Annotated in this window: 15 protein-coding genes; 11 read left to right on the top strand and 4 right to left on the bottom strand. The window is 65.1% G+C overall.

Annotation, left to right across the window (positions count from 1 at the left end; translation table 11 throughout):
• The first annotated feature begins 149 nt into the window (after positions 1–149).
• The 3 genes from thrS to cysS are packed head-to-tail and all read left to right on the top strand — an operon-like array spanning position 150 to position 3,896.
• Positions 150–2,066, top strand: coding sequence for a threonine--tRNA ligase (thrS, locus tag ACMG4O_RS05360; protein WP_414434561.1), 1,917 nt, complete (start codon positions 150–152; stop codon positions 2,064–2,066).
• A gap of 9 nt (positions 2,067–2,075) precedes the next feature.
• Complete coding sequence (gene hisI / locus ACMG4O_RS05355; protein WP_142947359.1) at positions 2,076–2,504, top strand: phosphoribosyl-AMP cyclohydrolase; 429 nt, start codon at positions 2,076–2,078, stop codon at positions 2,502–2,504.
• Positions 2,505–2,513: 9 nt separating this feature from the next.
• A complete protein-coding gene (gene cysS, locus ACMG4O_RS05350; protein ID WP_142947360.1) occupies positions 2,514–3,896 on the top strand; it encodes a cysteine--tRNA ligase in 1,383 nt (460 codons plus the stop codon).
• A gap of 15 nt (positions 3,897–3,911) precedes the next feature.
• On the opposite strand, the gene ACMG4O_RS05345 is transcribed toward cysS, so the two are convergent.
• Entirely contained in the window at positions 3,912–4,586 is a 675-nt protein-coding gene (locus tag ACMG4O_RS05345) for an START domain-containing protein (RefSeq protein ID WP_255442127.1), read from the bottom strand.
• A gap of 170 nt (positions 4,587–4,756) precedes the next feature.
• On the opposite strand from ACMG4O_RS05345, the gene yidD reads away from it, so the two are divergent.
• From yidD to ACMG4O_RS05320, 5 genes are all read left to right on the top strand, one after another.
• Positions 4,757–4,993, top strand: coding sequence for a membrane protein insertion efficiency factor YidD (gene yidD / locus ACMG4O_RS05340; protein ID WP_142947361.1), 237 nt, complete (start codon positions 4,757–4,759; stop codon positions 4,991–4,993).
• On the top strand, positions 4,986–5,285 hold the full coding sequence (locus tag ACMG4O_RS05335) for a hypothetical protein (protein ID WP_335627986.1): 300 nt from the start codon (positions 4,986–4,988) through the stop codon (positions 5,283–5,285). The genes yidD and ACMG4O_RS05335 overlap by 8 nt, the downstream gene beginning before the upstream one ends.
• A gap of 80 nt (positions 5,286–5,365) precedes the next feature.
• Positions 5,366–7,444 carry a TonB-dependent receptor domain-containing protein gene (locus ACMG4O_RS05330; protein ID WP_414434560.1) on the top strand — a complete coding sequence of 693 codons (2,079 nt, stop codon included), beginning with the start codon at positions 5,366–5,368 and terminating at the stop codon, positions 7,442–7,444.
• 40 nt (positions 7,445–7,484) lie between these two features.
• Positions 7,485–8,780 (top strand): hypothetical protein, encoded by a 1,296-nt coding sequence (locus ACMG4O_RS05325; protein ID WP_414434559.1) that lies wholly within the window; start codon positions 7,485–7,487, stop codon positions 8,778–8,780.
• A 120-nt stretch (positions 8,781–8,900) separates the two neighbouring features.
• Positions 8,901–9,431: an outer membrane beta-barrel protein gene (locus ACMG4O_RS05320; RefSeq protein ID WP_194855502.1), complete on the top strand. Its 531-nt coding sequence runs from the start codon at positions 8,901–8,903 to the stop codon at positions 9,429–9,431.
• 97 nt (positions 9,432–9,528) lie between these two features.
• On the opposite strand, the gene folE2 is transcribed toward ACMG4O_RS05320, so the two are convergent.
• From folE2 to ACMG4O_RS05305, 3 genes are all read right to left on the bottom strand, one after another.
• Positions 9,529–10,491 carry a GTP cyclohydrolase FolE2 gene (folE2, locus tag ACMG4O_RS05315; RefSeq protein WP_142947366.1) on the bottom strand — a complete coding sequence of 321 codons (963 nt, stop codon included), beginning with the start codon at positions 10,489–10,491 and terminating at the stop codon, positions 9,529–9,531.
• A gap of 193 nt (positions 10,492–10,684) precedes the next feature.
• Entirely contained in the window at positions 10,685–11,536 is an 852-nt protein-coding gene (locus ACMG4O_RS05310; RefSeq protein WP_414434558.1) for a tetratricopeptide repeat protein, read from the bottom strand.
• Positions 11,537–11,610: 74 nt separating this feature from the next.
• On the bottom strand, positions 11,611–13,053 hold the full coding sequence (locus ACMG4O_RS05305; protein WP_414434557.1) for a sodium/proline symporter: 1,443 nt from the start codon (positions 13,051–13,053) through the stop codon (positions 11,611–11,613).
• Positions 13,054–13,284: 231 nt separating this feature from the next.
• On the opposite strand from ACMG4O_RS05305, the gene ACMG4O_RS05300 reads away from it, so the two are divergent.
• Genes ACMG4O_RS05300 through ectB form a run of 3 tightly spaced genes read left to right on the top strand, consistent with a single transcriptional unit; the run spans position 13,285 to position 15,713 of the window.
• A complete protein-coding gene (locus ACMG4O_RS05300) occupies positions 13,285–13,824 on the top strand; it encodes a MarR family winged helix-turn-helix transcriptional regulator (protein ID WP_214013182.1) in 540 nt (179 codons plus the stop codon).
• A 5-nt stretch (positions 13,825–13,829) separates the two neighbouring features.
• A complete protein-coding gene (ectA, locus tag ACMG4O_RS05295; RefSeq protein ID WP_083209821.1) occupies positions 13,830–14,375 on the top strand; it encodes a diaminobutyrate acetyltransferase in 546 nt (181 codons plus the stop codon).
• Between the two features lie 33 nt (positions 14,376–14,408).
• Positions 14,409–15,713 carry a diaminobutyrate--2-oxoglutarate transaminase gene (gene ectB, locus ACMG4O_RS05290; protein ID WP_194855498.1) on the top strand — a complete coding sequence of 435 codons (1,305 nt, stop codon included), beginning with the start codon at positions 14,409–14,411 and terminating at the stop codon, positions 15,711–15,713.
• The last annotated feature ends 7 nt before the right edge of the window (positions 15,714–15,720 follow it).

Raw genomic sequence — 15,720 nt, 5'->3', positions numbered from 1 at the left:
CTGTCGGTTCGACGGGATAAGCATAGGCACAGGCTGTCGCCAGCGTAAAGGAACCTTGCTTGAACGTGAGAAGGCGATTGCCTACCATTCCCCGGTTCTGATGGGGATTTTTCCCCCAGCCAACCCATTACTCGGATTCCGTGTCACCCATGAGCGTGAGCTATCGACTGCCCGACGGGGCAACTATGGAGTTTGATCAGCCGGCCTCCGCCCTGGAGATCGCCGGACGGATCAGCAAGAAACTCGCCAAACAGGCCCTGGCGGCGAAAGCCGACGGTCGTCTCACGGATGTGTACCTGCCGCTCACCGACGGCAGCGAAGTGGAGATCATCACCCGTGAGCACGAAGACGCTCTGGAACTGATTCGCCACGACGCCGCCCATGTGATGGCCGAAGCGGTGCAGGAACTGTTCCCGGACACCCAGGTGACCATCGGTCCGACCATCGAGAACGGCTTTTATTACGACTTCTACCGGGAAGCGCCCTTTACCCCGGACGACCTGGGTGCGATCGAAAAGCGCATGCAGGAAATCGTACGCCGTAACGAAGACATCCGCCGTGAAGTCTGGGGCCGCGACGAAGCGGTCGCCTTCTTCCTCAAGCAGGGCGAGGACTTCAAGGCCGAGATCATCCGCGACCTGCCCGCCGACCAAGAGGTGTCCTTGTACCGCCAGGGCGATTTCATCGACCTGTGCCGCGGCCCGCACCTGCCCGCCACCAGCAAGCTCGGCGACGGCTTCAAACTGATGAAGGTGGCCGGCGCCTACTGGCGCGGCAACGCCGACAACGCTCAGCTGCAGCGCATCTACGGCACCGCCTGGCGCGACAAGAAGGAACTCAACGCCTACCTCAAGCAGCTCGAGGAGGCGGAGAAGCGCGACCACCGCAAGCTGGCCCGGGAAATGGGCCTGTTCCATATCCAGCAGGAAGCGGTGGGCAGCATGTTCTGGCACCCCAAGGGCTGGCGTCTGCGCAAGAACCTGGAAAACTACATCCGCGACAAGATGGTCAAGTACGGCTACGAAGAGGTGGCCACGCCACAGCTGATGGACCGCATCCTGTGGGAAAAATCCGGGCACTGGGATAAGTACGGCGACGACATGTTCACCGTTTGCACCCACGACGACCGGGAAATGGCGATCAAGCCGATGAACTGCCCCGGCCATGTGCAGATCTTCAACCAGGGCATCAAGAGCTACCGCGACCTGCCGATCCGCATGGGCGAGTTCACCGCGCTGTTCCGCAACGAAGCCCACGGCGCCCTGCACGGCCTGATGCGCGCCCGTTCGTTCAGCCAGGACGACGCCCATATTTTCTGCACCGAAGAACAGATCAATCCGGAAACCGCCGGCTTTATCGAGATGCTGCGCGAGGTGTACAAGGACTTCGGCTTCGAGGAGTTCCGCATCAAGTTCTCCGATCGGCCGGAGAAGCGTGCCGGCTCCGACGCGACCTGGGACAAGGCCGAAGCGGCGCTGCGCGGCGCGGTGGAATCCCTGGGCCTGGAATGCGAGCTGAACCCGGGCGAGGGCGCCTTCTACGGCCCCAAACTGGAGTTCGTGCTGCGCGACGCCATCGGCCGGGACTGGCAGTGCGGCACCCTGCAGGTGGATTTCGTGCTGCCCGAGCGGCTGGACGCGGAATACGTGGCCGAGGACGGCTCCCGCCAGCGGCCGGTGATGCTGCACCGGGCGGTGCTCGGTTCGCTGGAACGCTTCCTGGGCATCCTGATCGAATCCACCGCCGGCCATTTGCCGCTGTGGATGTCGCCCAGCCCGGTGGTGGTGGCGACCATCACCAACGCGGTGGACGATTACGCCGCCGAGGCGGTGGCGCTGCTCAAGGCCAAGGGCATTCCGGCGGAGCTGGATACCCGCAACGAAAAAATCGGTTTCAAGGTGCGCGAGCACTCCAAGGCCAAGACCGCCCGCATCTGGGTGGTGGGCGAAAAGGAAGCGGAAGAACGCAAGGTGGCGATCCGCAGCCTGGGCTCCAAGGACACCCAGGAGCTGGGCCTTGAAGACGCCGTGGAGCAGCTGTTTCAGGAAACCCGCGCGCCGATCTGAGGGACGCCCATGTTCAAGGACAACGAACAACAACCGGAAGGCTTCAGCGTCCCGCTCAGCGAGGCGCTGGACAACCTGGCGTTCAACGACGCCGGCCTGGTGCCGGTGATCGCGCAGCAGCACGACACCGGCGAGGTGTTGATGTTCGCCTGGATGAACCGGGCGGCGATCGAGGAAACCCTGGCCACCGGGCAGGTGTGTTACTACTCCCGCTCGCGCAAGACGCTGTGGCGCAAGGGGGAATCCTCCGGCCAGACGCAGACCCTCAAGGCACTGCGGGTGGACTGCGACGGCGACGTGCTGCTGGCCAGCGTCGAGCAGACCGGCGCGGCCTGCCACACCGGGCGGCGTGATTGCTTCTTCTGGAAACTGGACAACGACACCGCGCGCATCGATAAGTCACCGCTTGTCGATCCCAAGGACCTTTATGACCACTGACGGACCAGCATGCTGACACTGCATAACACCCTCACCGGCCACAAAGACGCGTTCCAGCCGCTCGACCCGCAACGGGTGACCCTCTATGTGTGCGGCCCGACGGTCTATAACTACGTGCACATCGGCAACGCGCGGCCGGTGGTGGTGTTCGACGTGCTCTACCGGCTGCTCTCCCGGCTCTACCCGAAGGTGGTCTACGCCCGCAATATCACCGACATCGACGACAAGATCATCACCGCCTGCGCGGAAACCGGCGAGCCGATGACCGCGCTCACCGAGCGCTTCACCGACGCCTTCCGCGAGGACATGGCGGCGCTCAACACCCTGCAGCCGGACATCGTGCCCAAGGCCACCGATCATATCGGCGAGATGACCGCCATGATCGAAACCCTGATCGCCAAGGGCCACGCCTATGAAGCGGACGGCCATGTGCTGTTCGCGGTGGAGTCGATGCCCGACTACGGCAAGCTGTCCGGCCGCAATCTGGAAGACATGCGCGCCGGCGCCCGGGTGGAAGTGGCGGACTACAAGCGCCACCCCGGCGACTTCGTGCTGTGGAAACCCAGCAGTGACGACCAGCCCGGCTGGGAATCGCCCTGGGGCCGCGGCCGGCCGGGCTGGCACATCGAGTGCTCGGCGATGATCCACAAGCACCTGGGCGATGTGATCGATATTCACGGCGGCGGCCAGGATCTGATCTTCCCGCACCACGAGAACGAAATCGCCCAGGGCTGCTGCGCCCACGGCACCGAGTACGTGCGCTACTGGATGCACAACGGCTACATCAATATCGACGGCGAGAAGATGTCCAAATCCCTGGGCAACTTCCGTCTGGTGCGGGACCTGCTGGAGAAGTTTCCCGGCGAGGTGCTGCGCTTCGCGCTGCTGTCCAGCCACTACCGGTCGCCGCTCAACTTTTCCGCCGAACTGCTGGAGCAGGCGGAAAGCAGCCTGGATTCACTCTATTACGCCCTGCTCGGCCGTGGCGAAACCGTGCACGCCGACCCGGACTTCCGGCTGCCCGAGGATCACCCGGTGCTCACCGCGCTGCTCGACGACCTGAACACCTCCGAGGCGATCAGCGCCCTGCACGCCGTCGCGGCGCGCCTCAACAAGGCGGCGCTGGAAGAAAAACCGACGCTCAAAGCGGAACTGCAGGCCGCCGCGCAGCTGCTCGGTCTGCTCGAGGCCGATCCCAGCGCCTGGTTCCAGGACAAGAAAGCCGGCGACGACGGCCTCGACAACGCCACCATCGACGGCCTGGTGGCGGAACGCACCCAGGCCAAGAAAGACAAGAACTTCGCCCGCGCGGACGAAATCCGCGACCAGCTCAAGGACGCCGGCATCCAGCTCGAGGACACCCGCGAAGGCACCCGCTGGACGCGCGGCTGAGCAGACGGCGCGACCCTAGAAACGAATCCCGTCGAAGACCGCCGGCAGGTCGTCCTGGCCGGCGTTCTTGAAGCGCGGCTTCTCCAGCTGCGCCTGCAGCCCTTCCAGCGTCACCAGCGGCGCCTTGGTGGCGACCAGATTGGCCAGCCACACCGGCACCTTGCCGCCCGGGTCGACGAAGGTGCGGAATTCCACCCGCGTCCAGCCGTCGGCCAGCGGCGTCACCACGAACCGATTATCCAGCGCCGGGATGCGCACATAGCCGTCGCTGGGCGGCCGCGCGCCCTCGGCGTTGACGCTGTGCAGGGTCACGGCACCGCTTTCCGGCGCCTGGCTGACGCTGTTGTCGAGCACCACGTCGCGGTCGGACACCGGCCAGATGCCGTTGAAGCGCATATAGGTGCGCTCGCCGCCGGTGTCCGGCACCGCCTCGCTGGCCTGGACCTGGAAGATCCACTCCGGAAAGGTGTCCACGGCGGTGATCGCCGCCAGCACCGGCACCGGCCCGTGCGGCACCTCCACCACGCCGCGAAACGCCTTCACCGGGCTGTCCGGCACATCCCGGGTCCAGGTGGAGACCTGGTCGCGGGCGTCGGCCTCCCGGTTGGGTTGCCAGGATTGAGCGGCGGCGGAGACGCTGACGGCCAGGAGTAGCAGCCCTGTGCACAGGGACACAAGCGGGTTCAACACGGCGATTCCTCGGTTCGGTGAGAGACAGGCCGCTCAGTATGGGACCGCGCCGCCGGCGCACAAGCACACCGCGCTGGATTGGCCCCTTTTGCACATCACGGTGGTCACACCGGCCCGATAACCGCTATGATGCCCAGCCGACTCAACCCCTGTTATGACCGGATGCCAACGTGAAACGCCTTCTGCTGGCCGCCCTGCGTGTGTACCAGACCGTACTGAGCCCCTGGCTGGGGAATCAGTGCCGGTTCTATCCGACCTGTTCGGAGTACGCGCGTCAGGCGGTGGAAGCCCACGGCAGCCTGCGCGGTTCCGGTCTGGCGGTGAAGCGGCTGTGCAAGTGCCACCCCTGGCACCCCGGCGGCTTCGACCCGGTGCCCGGCCAGCGTTGCGGGGACGCCCATGAGTGAGCCGCGTCCCCAGGGTCGGTTACTGTTCGTCGCCCTGCTGCTGGTCGCGCAGACGCTGCTCGCCTGGCACGCCCCGGCGCACATCTTCGACGGCCACGACGGCCATTCCGCGATCGTCGCCCACGACTGCGACCTGTGCGTGCAGGGCCACGGCCTGGTGGGCGTGCCCACCCTGTTCACGCCGCCACCGGTGCTTCCCGACACCACCACGCCCGCGGCCGACGTCCGTCGCCCGCGGGCGGTCACCCCGACCCGCAACCATCCGGCGCGCGCGCCACCCCGTTTCTCCTGAATTCCAAGCACTGACTTCCCTTATCGGGACCGTCCCTGGCGCAGCGCCAGGGCGGCCCGTGGTTGTATTCAGGAGACAACATGAAACGCTTTACTCCCCCCATGGCGGCGGCCACCGCGGCCGCCATGGTCTGGTCCGTGGCGCCCGCCGCCGAGCCCGCGTCCACCGACACCGAAGGCCGGCTGGACGCCGTGGAAGTGTCCGCTTTGCCGCTGGGCAGCGACGCCAATCTGACGCCGGCTTCGTTCGACCTGCTTGAAGACCAACTGCTGTTCCAGCAAAGCGAAGCCACCCTGGGCGATACCCTGGACGGCCTGCCCGGCGTGCACGCCGACACCTACGGCGGCGGCTCCGGCCGGCCGGTGATCCGCGGCCAGACCGCGCCGCGTGTCAGCGTGCTGTCCGACGGCGCGCAACTGTTCGACATGTCGACCATCTCGCCCGACCACGCCACCACCGTGGAGCCCATGCTGTCGCGCAAGGTGGAGGTGCTGCGCGGCCCGTCCAGCCTGCTGTATGGCGGCGGCGCCATCGGCGGCGTGGTCAACGTGCTGGACAACAAAATCCCCACGCGCATGCCGGACCGCCCGGTGGAAGGCTTCGTCTCGGCGCGCGGCAACACCGTGGCCGACGAACAGGCCGGCGCCGTGGGGCTGACCGCCCGCGCCGGCGATAACATCGCCATCCATGTGGAAGGCGCCCGCCGCGACGCCGACAACTACGAGGTGAACGGCTTCACCGAACAGGAGATCGACGGCACCTGGGCGGAAAGCAACAACGCCAGCGTCGGGCTCTCATGGATCGGTGACCGGGGCTATCTGGGCGTCGCCTACTCCTACCGCGGCGACCTCTACGGCCTGCCCGGCCACAGCCACGAGTTCGAGGGCTGCACCAGCAACGGCGCCAGCCTGGATTGCGCGGAAGAAGGCCATGAGCACGAGCACGGCGAAGAGGAAGCGCCGTTCGTGGACCTGGACAGCCGCCGCGTGGACCTGCGCGGTGAATACCGCCGGCCGTTCGACGGCGTGGAAGCGGTGCGCCTGCGCGCCAGCCACACGGATTACCGTCACCACGAGATCGAGGAAGGCGAAATCGGCACCAGCTTCCGCCACCGGGGCGTGGACACCCGCGTGGAGGCGGAGCACGCGCCCATCCTCGGCTGGCGCGGCACGGTGGGCACCCAGTTCACCGACGGCCAGATCGAGACCACCGGCGAAGAGGGGCTGTTGCCGAAAACCGATACCCGGGTGGCGGCCCTGTTCGCGGTGGAGCGCTACCGCTTCAACGACCAGTGGCAGCTGGAGGCCGGGGCCCGCTACGAGCACCAGGACCTGGACCCCGATGACGCTCAGCGCCCGCTGCCTTCGGTGAGCGATTCCGCCACCTCGATCTCCAGCGCGCTGACCTGGGCGTTCCGCCCGGCTTACAACGTGTCGCTGTCGGTGGCGCGCTCCCAGCGTTTGCCGCAAACCCAGGAGGTCTACGCGCGCGGCGTGCATCTGGCCACCAACACCTATGAGTGCGGGCTGCTTTCCGACACCTTCACCTGCGGCGGCGCCGCCAACGACGCCGACCTGGAAACGGAGACGTCCCACAACGTGGGCCTCAATCTGCGCAAGGTGCAGGGCGATCTGACCTTCGACCTCGGCGTGTTCCACAACCGGGTTCAGGACTACATCTACGCCCGCACCCTGGATCAGATCGAGGAATTCCGCCTGATCAAATACAGCCAGGAAGACGTGGAGTTCACCGGCGCGGAAGCGGAAGCCACCTACCAGTGGACCGACCGCTTCTCCACCACCGCCTTCGGCGACACGGTGTACGCGCAATTCGAGGACAACGGCAATGAGCTGCCGCGCATCCCGGCACAGCGGCTGGGCGCGCGCCTGAACACCTACTGGCGCGCCTTCGACGCGGAGCTGGAGTTCTACCGGGTGTTCGCCCAGGACCGCATCGCCGGCTTCGAAACCCGCACGCCGGGCCACGACATGCTCAATGCCACGGTGAGCTACACCTTCACCGGCAGCCCCCAGTACAGCGCCTTCCTGCGCGCCAGCAATCTGCTCGGCGAGGAAGTGTGGAACCACGCGTCGTTTTTGGCGCGCACGGTACCGGAACCCGGTCGCAACCTGACCGCCGGCGTGCGCCTGACCTTTTGACGCGGAACATCCACAGCAAAAAGACATTGGAGAGAGCACAATGAAACGCTCATTTTCCCCCACCGGCGCCGCCCTGCTGGCCGCGTCGGTATTGCTTGCCGCCTGCAACAACGACACCGGCAGCACCCCGCTGCCCGGCGGCGAAGACGAACACGACCACGGCGCGGAAAGCGCCGGCCGGCTGGTGTTCACCCACGCCGACGGCTCTAATTCACGGGTCTATGTGCACGACCTGGAGAGCCGCTCCACCCTGGCGGATTTCGCCCTGGTGCATCCCGCCACGGCGGTCCACAGCAGCCCGGAGCACCGCTACGCGGTGATCGTGCAGCGCGACAACGATCAGGTGGAATTCCTGGACGGCGGCGTCTACCGCCACGACGACCATGTCGACGAGGGCGATCCGGCGATGCTGCCGTTTACCCTGTCCGGCGTGCGGCCCACCCACTACCGCCACCACGGCGAGCAGGCCGCCCTGTTCTTCGACGGCGACAGCGCCAGCGCCGCCCTCAGCCAGTTCCATCTGTTCAGCGATGAGAGTCTGGAAAGCGGCGGCACCCTGGCCCATCAGACCCTGGACACCGCCCATCACGGCATCGCCGAGCCCCTCGACGGTGTGGTGCTGGCCAGCCACGCCGCCGCCAGCGGCGACGCGCCGGACGGCATCAGCGTGTTCGAGCTGCACGGCGACCACTTCCACAATGAAGGCGAGCTGGCCACGGCCTGCCCGGGCCTGCACGGCGGCGCATCCAACGGCACCTTCTCGGTGTTCGGCTGCGACGACGGCGCGCTGGTGGCCGAACTGCACGGCGACCATTTCGACGACGCCAAGATCGCGGTGGCGGAGCGCCTGGCCACGGTGGTGGGCCACCCCGATGTGGCGGAGTTCGCCGCGTTCTCCTACCCCGGCGGCAACCTCTACGCGCTGGACCCGGAAGCCGGCACCGCCACGCAGGTGGACTGGCGCGACGGCGCCGTGGACGGTGACGGCGACCCGGTCTCGGCGCTGGCACGGGGCTTTGACGGCCACGGCGAGCACCTGCTGGTTCTCGACAGCAACGGCGATCTGCACGTGCTGGAGAGCAGCGACTGGAGCCACCGCGGCAGTATCGCGGTGCTCGACAGCGTGCCCGCCAGCGGCCCGGCACCGGCACTGGCGGTGAGCGCCGCCGGGGATCAGGCCTTCGTCAGTGACCCGGCGGCGCCGGCGATCCACATCATCGACCTGGAAGCGCTGAGCCTGGAAGCGGTGCCCCTGGCATTCCCGCCCACCGGCCTGGCCTGGACCGGCGTCGGCGAGGCGCACGACCATGACGGCCACGACGATCACGACCATTAACGCCCTCCGCCCCGGCCGTCCGGCCGGGGCCTTGCGCGTCGCCTTGCGCGCTTCTTTTCACTACAATGCGTTCACGGACAGCATCCCTAATAACCATCCGCAGTAATGATCGGAGTACCCATGAAGCCTTTCCTGTTAGCCGCGAGCCTTGCGCTGCCCCTGACCCTCCTGCCCATTGCCGCCGGCGCCTCCGGCTTCGCGGGTATCGACGTTGTCAGCAGCGAAATCGAACCGGACGACGGCGGCAGCGCCGATCCCACCGCGCTGCAGTTCAAGTTCGGTACCTGGATCAACCGCAATGAAACCCTGGGCGGCGAGCTGCGCCTGGGCCTGGGTATTGATGAGGACGACCTGGGCCGTGGCACCGATGTGGAAATCGACCGCTACTACGGCGCCTATTTCCGTGGCCAGTTCCCCAACACCCTGCCGGTGCGCCCCTACGGCCTGATCGGCCTGACCCGCATGGAAACCACCGAGAACTTCCCCGGCGGCGGCTCCACCGGCGAGAACTACTCCGGCCTCTCCATCGGCCTGGGCGCCGACGTGAGCCTGACCGACGTGGTGTTCGTGAGCGTGGAATACATGCGCGCCGTGGACAGTGGCGGCGACGAAGTCACCAACCTGTCCCTGGGGCTCAACGGCCGCTTCTGAGCGCCGGCGAGCCGAGGAGCGACCGCCAGGGACGGCGGTCATAAAAAAAGCCGCGCATAGCGCGGCTTTTTTTTTGTAGCGGCCTTACGAGCCCCGGTCAGGGAATCGGCAGGTAGCCGCCCTCCACTTCCTTGGTGGCGATGGCCACCGCGTTGTGGGCGTGCAGGCTCTCCAGGTGATTCACCCGCAGCCAGAAGTCCTGGTAGCAGGGCTGGCCGTCCAGCGCCCGCTTCAGGCGCCGCGCGGAATCCTCGCAGAACATCAGGTTCTGGCCGTTGAGCTTGGCGAATTCCTGCTCGTCGACGCGCTTCACGGCGGTCTGCACCGGCGTTTTCAGCGCGCCCTCGATGGAATCGATCAGGGCGGTGATCGGGAAGGCCTCGTCGCAGTCGGTATCCAGCAATACCCGCACCTGGGCCACGGAGCGCTGGCTGTGCGGCGTCGCCATGATGCCTTCCTCGGTGCCCAGCCACTCGAACACCTTCTCCATGTCCACGGAGCCTTCGCCCTCGAAGTCCTTGCGGAACTGCTCCTGGATCAGCTGCCGGGCCAGCGCCGCGGAGCACGGGCAGGTGGAGGAATAGGGCACTTCCACCGCCAGCTCCATACGCATGCCGTCCGGGGCCAGGGTCGCCTTGATGGTCACCGGGTAGCTCTTCCAGCCGGAGTAGCTGCTTTTCAGCGCCGGCCGGCGCATCGAGTACTCGAAATCGAACTGCACGAAGCCCCGGTCGCTGAGACCCTCGTGGGAGTCGAGGAAATTCTGCAACAGCTTGCGGATCGAATAGGCGCTTACCGAATGATCGCCGAAGGTTTCCTCCAGCATCAGGTAAAGCCGGGACATGTGAATGCCCTTGGCGTCCGGGTTGGAAAGGTTCACATAGGCCTGGATGGACGTGCTCACCGGGCGTTCGCCGGCCAGGGTGTCGCTGATGCGGGCCGGCAGATGGATCTCGCTCATGCCCACCCAGTCCAGGGTGCTGTGAATGTGTTCCACCATGGAGTTCGTCGCCACATCGGGCATCGACTTGGTGGTTTCCGAACTGCTATCGCGCTTCATGGAAATCTCCGCTGGGACGGCAAAGGACGGAGCATGACCGCTGGCCGGTGAAGGCTGGGACAATTCTCCAGGCGATGCCGCCCGACCTCTCAGGGGCGCAGAGTGTAGCAGAAACCGCCCGGCAAATAGACAGACCGGAACGACGGGATTGGCGATAAAAGCGACAGCCCGGGCCTATCGGCGGCGGGCCCCGTCACAGGGGCGTTTCATCGTCCTCGGCGCGCCCCACCAGCTCCTGGAAGCGCTCCATTTCACGCAGCGGAACGAACATTTCCTCGGCGCGGGCGTGCTGGCGCAGGGCCTCGGAGATGGCCACCGCCTGGCGCAGGTCGCGCAGGGCGTTCTCGGTCTCGCCCAGGCCGGCCCAGGCGCAGGCGCGCTGGTAGAGGGCGTGGGCGTTGTCCTCGTCCACTTCCAGCACCCGATCGCACAGGCTCAGGGCCCAGCGCTGCTCGCCCAGCTCCAGGGCGGCGTCGGCCTTCCAGGCCAGCGCCTCCGGGTCGTCCGGGCGCAGCTCCAGGATCCGATCGTAGAGCTCGATCTTCTCCTTGTAGCTGGTCTCCTTGGTGGCTTTCAGCCACAGGCTGTGGATCTCGTTGGTGCGCTCGATCTCTTCCTGGTTTTCGGTGATGGTGCGCGATTTGCGGCGCAGCTCCTGTTCCAGGTCCGCCAGGCGCGACTCGTACTCCACGGTGAGCCGGGACATCTCCTTCTCGGCGTAGACGCGGATGTTGTCCTTGAGGTCACGAATCGTGGACCAGCCCACCAGCGCCAGAATCGAGGCGGCGCCGGCGATCAGATAGAAGAAATAGGTCACCGTATTGGTGGCGTAGCCCATGGCCTTGTCGGCCACTTCCAGTTCCCGGTCGGTGACGATCCGGTTCATGTCGTTGCGGTACTCCATCATGTCCTGACGGAGGCTGCGCAGCTCACCGAGAATCCAGTTCTCGCGGAACTGGGAAATCACCGGCCCCTTTTCGATCTCGCTCTGCGACTCCACCGGCCCCTCGGCGGGCTCCTCGGCACGGTTCTGCTGCGCGCCCACGGGGCCGCACACCAACAAAAAAAGCAGTAGCCAACGCCGCCAAGGCATTACTCGCATCAAGACCCGGTCCTCGATTATTTCGCCGGGCCGGACAATCCGCACACCCGGCCTACGCCGTATACCAGCCAGGCGCTGACCAGCGCCGGCAAAACCTCGAATATGGTCGCATTTAGCCCGGACAGGCGCCAGCCAATTGCCACCGAACTGGCGACAACAATCATGGCGATGGCGAGTGGTTCACGGGGGCGGCCGCCCAGCGCGTACACCACCAGCAAACCGCCGAAGGCGGCACCCAGCACGCCCCAGGCGAACAACACCAGGTTAAAGACGTTCTCCTCGGCGAACAGCGCGATGGTCAGCGATACGCCGACCACCACCAGGGTGGCGATCCGCGCGGTGCCGTAGCCGTGCCAGCGCTTGGGCATCAGATCCCGGGACAGGCAGGCGCTGCAGCTGAGAATCAGCGAATCGACGGTGGAGATGGTGGCGGCGAACAGCCCGGCCAGCACCAGCCCGGTGGCTACCGGGTGCAGCAGCACGTCCGCCATCACCGGCAGCGCCAGCTCGGCGTCCAGCTCGCCACCGCTCATCACCAGCGACGGGTCCACCGCGCCCTGGTCCATCAGCAGGCGCGCCATCATGCCCACGCCCACCGCCAGAGTGTAGAAGGCCACGAACCACAGGTAGTAGTAGGTGCGCGCCCGGCGGATGTTTTTGACGTCGTTGACCGCCATGAAGCGGACCATCACATGGGGCTGGCCGATCACCGCCGCGCCGGCGAAGGTCCAACCGACCAGAAACAGCAAGACGCCGGTGAGACCGCTGGCGGCGGAATCGGCAGGGAAAAACTGGAAGAAGGTGGGCGAAACGTCATGCAGCCCGGTCCAGGCGGACTGCCAGCCACCGACGGTGAATACCGCGGTGGTCAGCATCACCGTCATGGCCACGATCATCACCACCGACTGGGCGGCGTCGGTCCACACCGAGGCGCGCAGACCGCCGGAGAAGCCGTAGCAGAGCACCATCACCGCGCCGATGATGGCGCCGGTGCGCAGATCCCAGTCAAACAGCGCCTGCAGCGCCTTGCCGCCGGCCTTGAACTGGGCGGCGGCGTAGACCCCCAGCAGCAGCACCGCGATCAGCGCCGCCACCACTTTAAGCACCTGGAAATGGCCGCCGCCCCAGCGCGACAGCAGTTCCGGAATGGTCAGGGTGCCGCGTTCCTCGGACACCTCGCGGACTTTACGGGTGACCAGGGTGGCCGCCATCCAGTCGCCCAGAATCCAACCCACCATCATGGTGAACGCCGGCAGGCCGGTGGCGTAGGTGTAGCCGATCACGCCGATGAACATGAAGCCGGAGTTGTTGGTGGCCACCGCGGACAGGCCGATCAGGGAGGGCGGCACGGAGCTGCCGGCGAGCAGATAGTCGGACTGTTCCTTGGAGCGAACCAGGACCGAGGAAAAGCCGATCAGCAGAAACAAAAGGAGGAAACCGAGAAAACTGGCAAGCAACATGAAACGCGTCCCTCGGGGCAAAAGCCTCTAATTACTTTGACATCTAAATGTTTTATCTCTAAGCTAGCGTACCACTTATGGCAAGGAATATCTTGGCCGTGCGATTGATTCCTGAGCTGATGCCGAGGCAAACATTGCTTTCACATCAAAGTGACGGCGCCACGATTAACCGGTTCTTGAGTCGTGTCGTCAGGCAGTCACATTGATTTGTTATCCAGAGAATTAACCACCATGGCCAAACACGACGAAGTGTTAATCGCCCTGAGACAGATTATTCGGGCCACCGACCTCTACTCCCGCAAGTTGAGCAAGGTGGCCGGGCTCACCGCCCCGCAGCTGCTGATCCTGCAGGCGATAGACGCCCATGGGGAAATGACCATGGGCGACATCGCCACCGAGGTATCCGTCAGCCAGGCCACCGTCACCACCATCCTCGACCGGCTCGAAAAGCGCGGCCTGATCGAGCGGAAAAGGGGTGAACGGGATAAGCGCCGGGTCTATGCTTATTTGACCACCGCCGGACGCGATATCATGGAGCGGGCACCGACGCCCCTGCAGGAGGAATTCATGGACCGTTTTTCACGGTTACAGGACTGGGAACAGTCGCAGATTCTCAGCTCCCTGCAGCGGGTAGCCGCGATGATGAACGCCGGTGACATCGACGCCTCGCCGGTGCTTGATCTGGGTGCCATAGACCGCATCCAGCCCGCCGCCGAGGCCCAGCGCCGTCGGCCGCGACCCGACCCTTCTTTCCAAACCGACCAGAAGTGACATCAATGTCTGCAGACGAACCGAAAAAGGCGGATTCATCCTCCGCTGACACACAAGACGACATCATTTTCCGCAAGCCCGAGAGCCCGGACGGCCCGCGGGTGCACAAGCTGATCGCGGAATGTAAGCCGCTGGATGAAAACTCCGTGTATTGCAATCTGCTGCAGTGCACGCACTTCGCGGACACTTCGGTGGCCGCGGAAATGGATGGCGATCTGGTGGGCTTCATCTCCGGGTACATCCCGCCCAAGCAGCAGAACACGCTGTTCGTGTGGCAGGTGGCGGTGCACGGCAAGGCACGCGGCAAGGGTCTCGCCAAGCGCATGCTGGCGGAACTGATCAAGCGCGACGAAGCGGAAAACGTTCAGTTCATCGAGACCACCATCACCCCGGACAACGAAGCGTCCTGGGGTATGTTCCGCAGCTTCGCCTACGAGCGCCGGATGCCCACCGAAGAGTTCATCCTCTTCGATTCACGCATCCATTTCGCCGGCGAGCACAATGATGAACATTTGCTGCGCATCGGGCCGTTCAACCGCGACGACGCCTAAAACGAATTGAGACACAGCGAGGTAGAGAGAACCATGGATACGGATATTTTTGACAGCATTGAGTCCGAAGTTCAAAGCTACGCACGCAGCTTCCCGGTGGTGTTCCAGAAAGCCAAGGGCAGCTATCTGTACGACGAGGACGGCCAGGAGTACCTGGATTTTCTGGCCGGCGCGGGCACGCTGAACTACGGCCACAACAATCCGGTTCTGAAAAAAGTCCTGCTCGACTACATCGAGAACGATTCCATCGTGCACGGCCTGGACATGCACACCGTGGCCAAGCGCGACTTTCTGCAAGCGCTGGAAGACTATGTGCTGAAGCCGCGCGACATGGACCACGTGGTCCAGTTCCCCGGCCCCACCGGCACCAACGCGGTGGAAGCGGCACTGAAGATCGCCCGTAACATCAAGGGCCGCGAAAACATCATCAGCTTCACCAACGGCTTCCACGGTGTGACCCTGGGCGCGCTGTCCACCACCGGTAACAGCCACCACCGTGGCGCCGCCGGCGTCACCATGGGCGGCGTCAGCGTGATGCCGTACGACGGCTACCTGGGCGACGCCTTCGACACCACCGAGTACCTGGACAAGGTGCTGCTGGATTCATCAAGCGGCGTCGACCATCCGGCCGCCGTGATCGTGGAAACCGTACAGGGCGAAGGCGGCATCAACGCGGCCAGCTTCGACTGGCTGCGAAACCTGGAGCGCGTCTGCCGCAAGCACGACATGCTGCTGATCCTGGACGACATCCAGGCCGGCTGCGGTCGTACCGGCACCTTCTTCAGCTTCGACAATGTCGGCATCAAGCCGGACATCATCACCCTGTCCAAGTCGCTGAGCGGCTATGGCCTGCCCCTGGCGGTGGTGCTGCTGAAGCCGGAGCTGGACCAGTGGAAACCCGGTGAGCACAACGGCACCTTCCGCGGCCACAACCTGGCCTTCGCCACCGCCGCCAAGGCGCTGGAACACTTCTGGAGCGACGATACCTTCGCCAAGGAAGTGCAGAAGAAGGGTGACCTGATCACCGACCGGTTCCGCGATATCGCGTCCGGCTTCGACGATCACTGGTTCTACCTGAACGGCCGCGGCATGATGCAGGGCCTGGTCTGCCGTGACGGCGAACTGGCCGAGGAAATCACCAAGGCCGCGTTCAAGCGCAAGCTGGTGATCGAAACCTCCGGCGCCGACGACCAGGTGATCAAGACCCTGTGTCCGCTGACCGTGACCGAGGACGAGATCAACCACGCCATGGACGTGCTCAAGGAAAGCGTCGAAGAAGTCATGAAAGACCGCATCAAGCGCGGCGACGCCAATTCCGTTTCCAGCCTGGCGGGCTGAACCCTTC

This window comes from Alloalcanivorax venustensis (assembly GCF_047495515.1).
Lineage (GTDB): Bacteria > Pseudomonadota > Gammaproteobacteria > Pseudomonadales > Alcanivoracaceae > Alloalcanivorax > Alloalcanivorax venustensis.
The sequence above is the reverse complement of the archived record's forward strand: the minus strand, read 5'-3'. Positions and strand labels throughout refer to the sequence as shown.

Coding starts and splice junctions, on each gene's coding strand:
- thrS (WP_414434561.1), top strand. CDS start 150: ATGAGCGTGAGCTATCGACTGCCCGACGGGGCAACTATGGAGTTTGAT.
- hisI (WP_142947359.1), top strand. CDS start 2,076: ATGTTCAAGGACAACGAACAACAACCGGAAGGCTTCAGCGTCCCGCTC.
- cysS (WP_142947360.1), top strand. CDS start 2,514: ATGCTGACACTGCATAACACCCTCACCGGCCACAAAGACGCGTTCCAG.
- ACMG4O_RS05335 (WP_335627986.1), top strand. CDS start 4,986: ATGAGTGAGCCGCGTCCCCAGGGTCGGTTACTGTTCGTCGCCCTGCTG.
- ACMG4O_RS05330 (WP_414434560.1), top strand. CDS start 5,366: ATGAAACGCTTTACTCCCCCCATGGCGGCGGCCACCGCGGCCGCCATG.
- ACMG4O_RS05325 (WP_414434559.1), top strand. CDS start 7,485: ATGAAACGCTCATTTTCCCCCACCGGCGCCGCCCTGCTGGCCGCGTCG.
- ACMG4O_RS05320 (WP_194855502.1), top strand. CDS start 8,901: ATGAAGCCTTTCCTGTTAGCCGCGAGCCTTGCGCTGCCCCTGACCCTC.
- folE2 (WP_142947366.1), bottom strand. CDS start 10,491: ATGAAGCGCGATAGCAGTTCGGAAACCACCAAGTCGATGCCCGATGTG.
- ACMG4O_RS05305 (WP_414434557.1), bottom strand. CDS start 13,053: ATGTTGCTTGCCAGTTTTCTCGGTTTCCTCCTTTTGTTTCTGCTGATC.
- ACMG4O_RS05300 (WP_214013182.1), top strand. CDS start 13,285: ATGGCCAAACACGACGAAGTGTTAATCGCCCTGAGACAGATTATTCGG.
- ectA (WP_083209821.1), top strand. CDS start 13,830: ATGTCTGCAGACGAACCGAAAAAGGCGGATTCATCCTCCGCTGACACA.
- ectB (WP_194855498.1), top strand. CDS start 14,409: ATGGATACGGATATTTTTGACAGCATTGAGTCCGAAGTTCAAAGCTAC.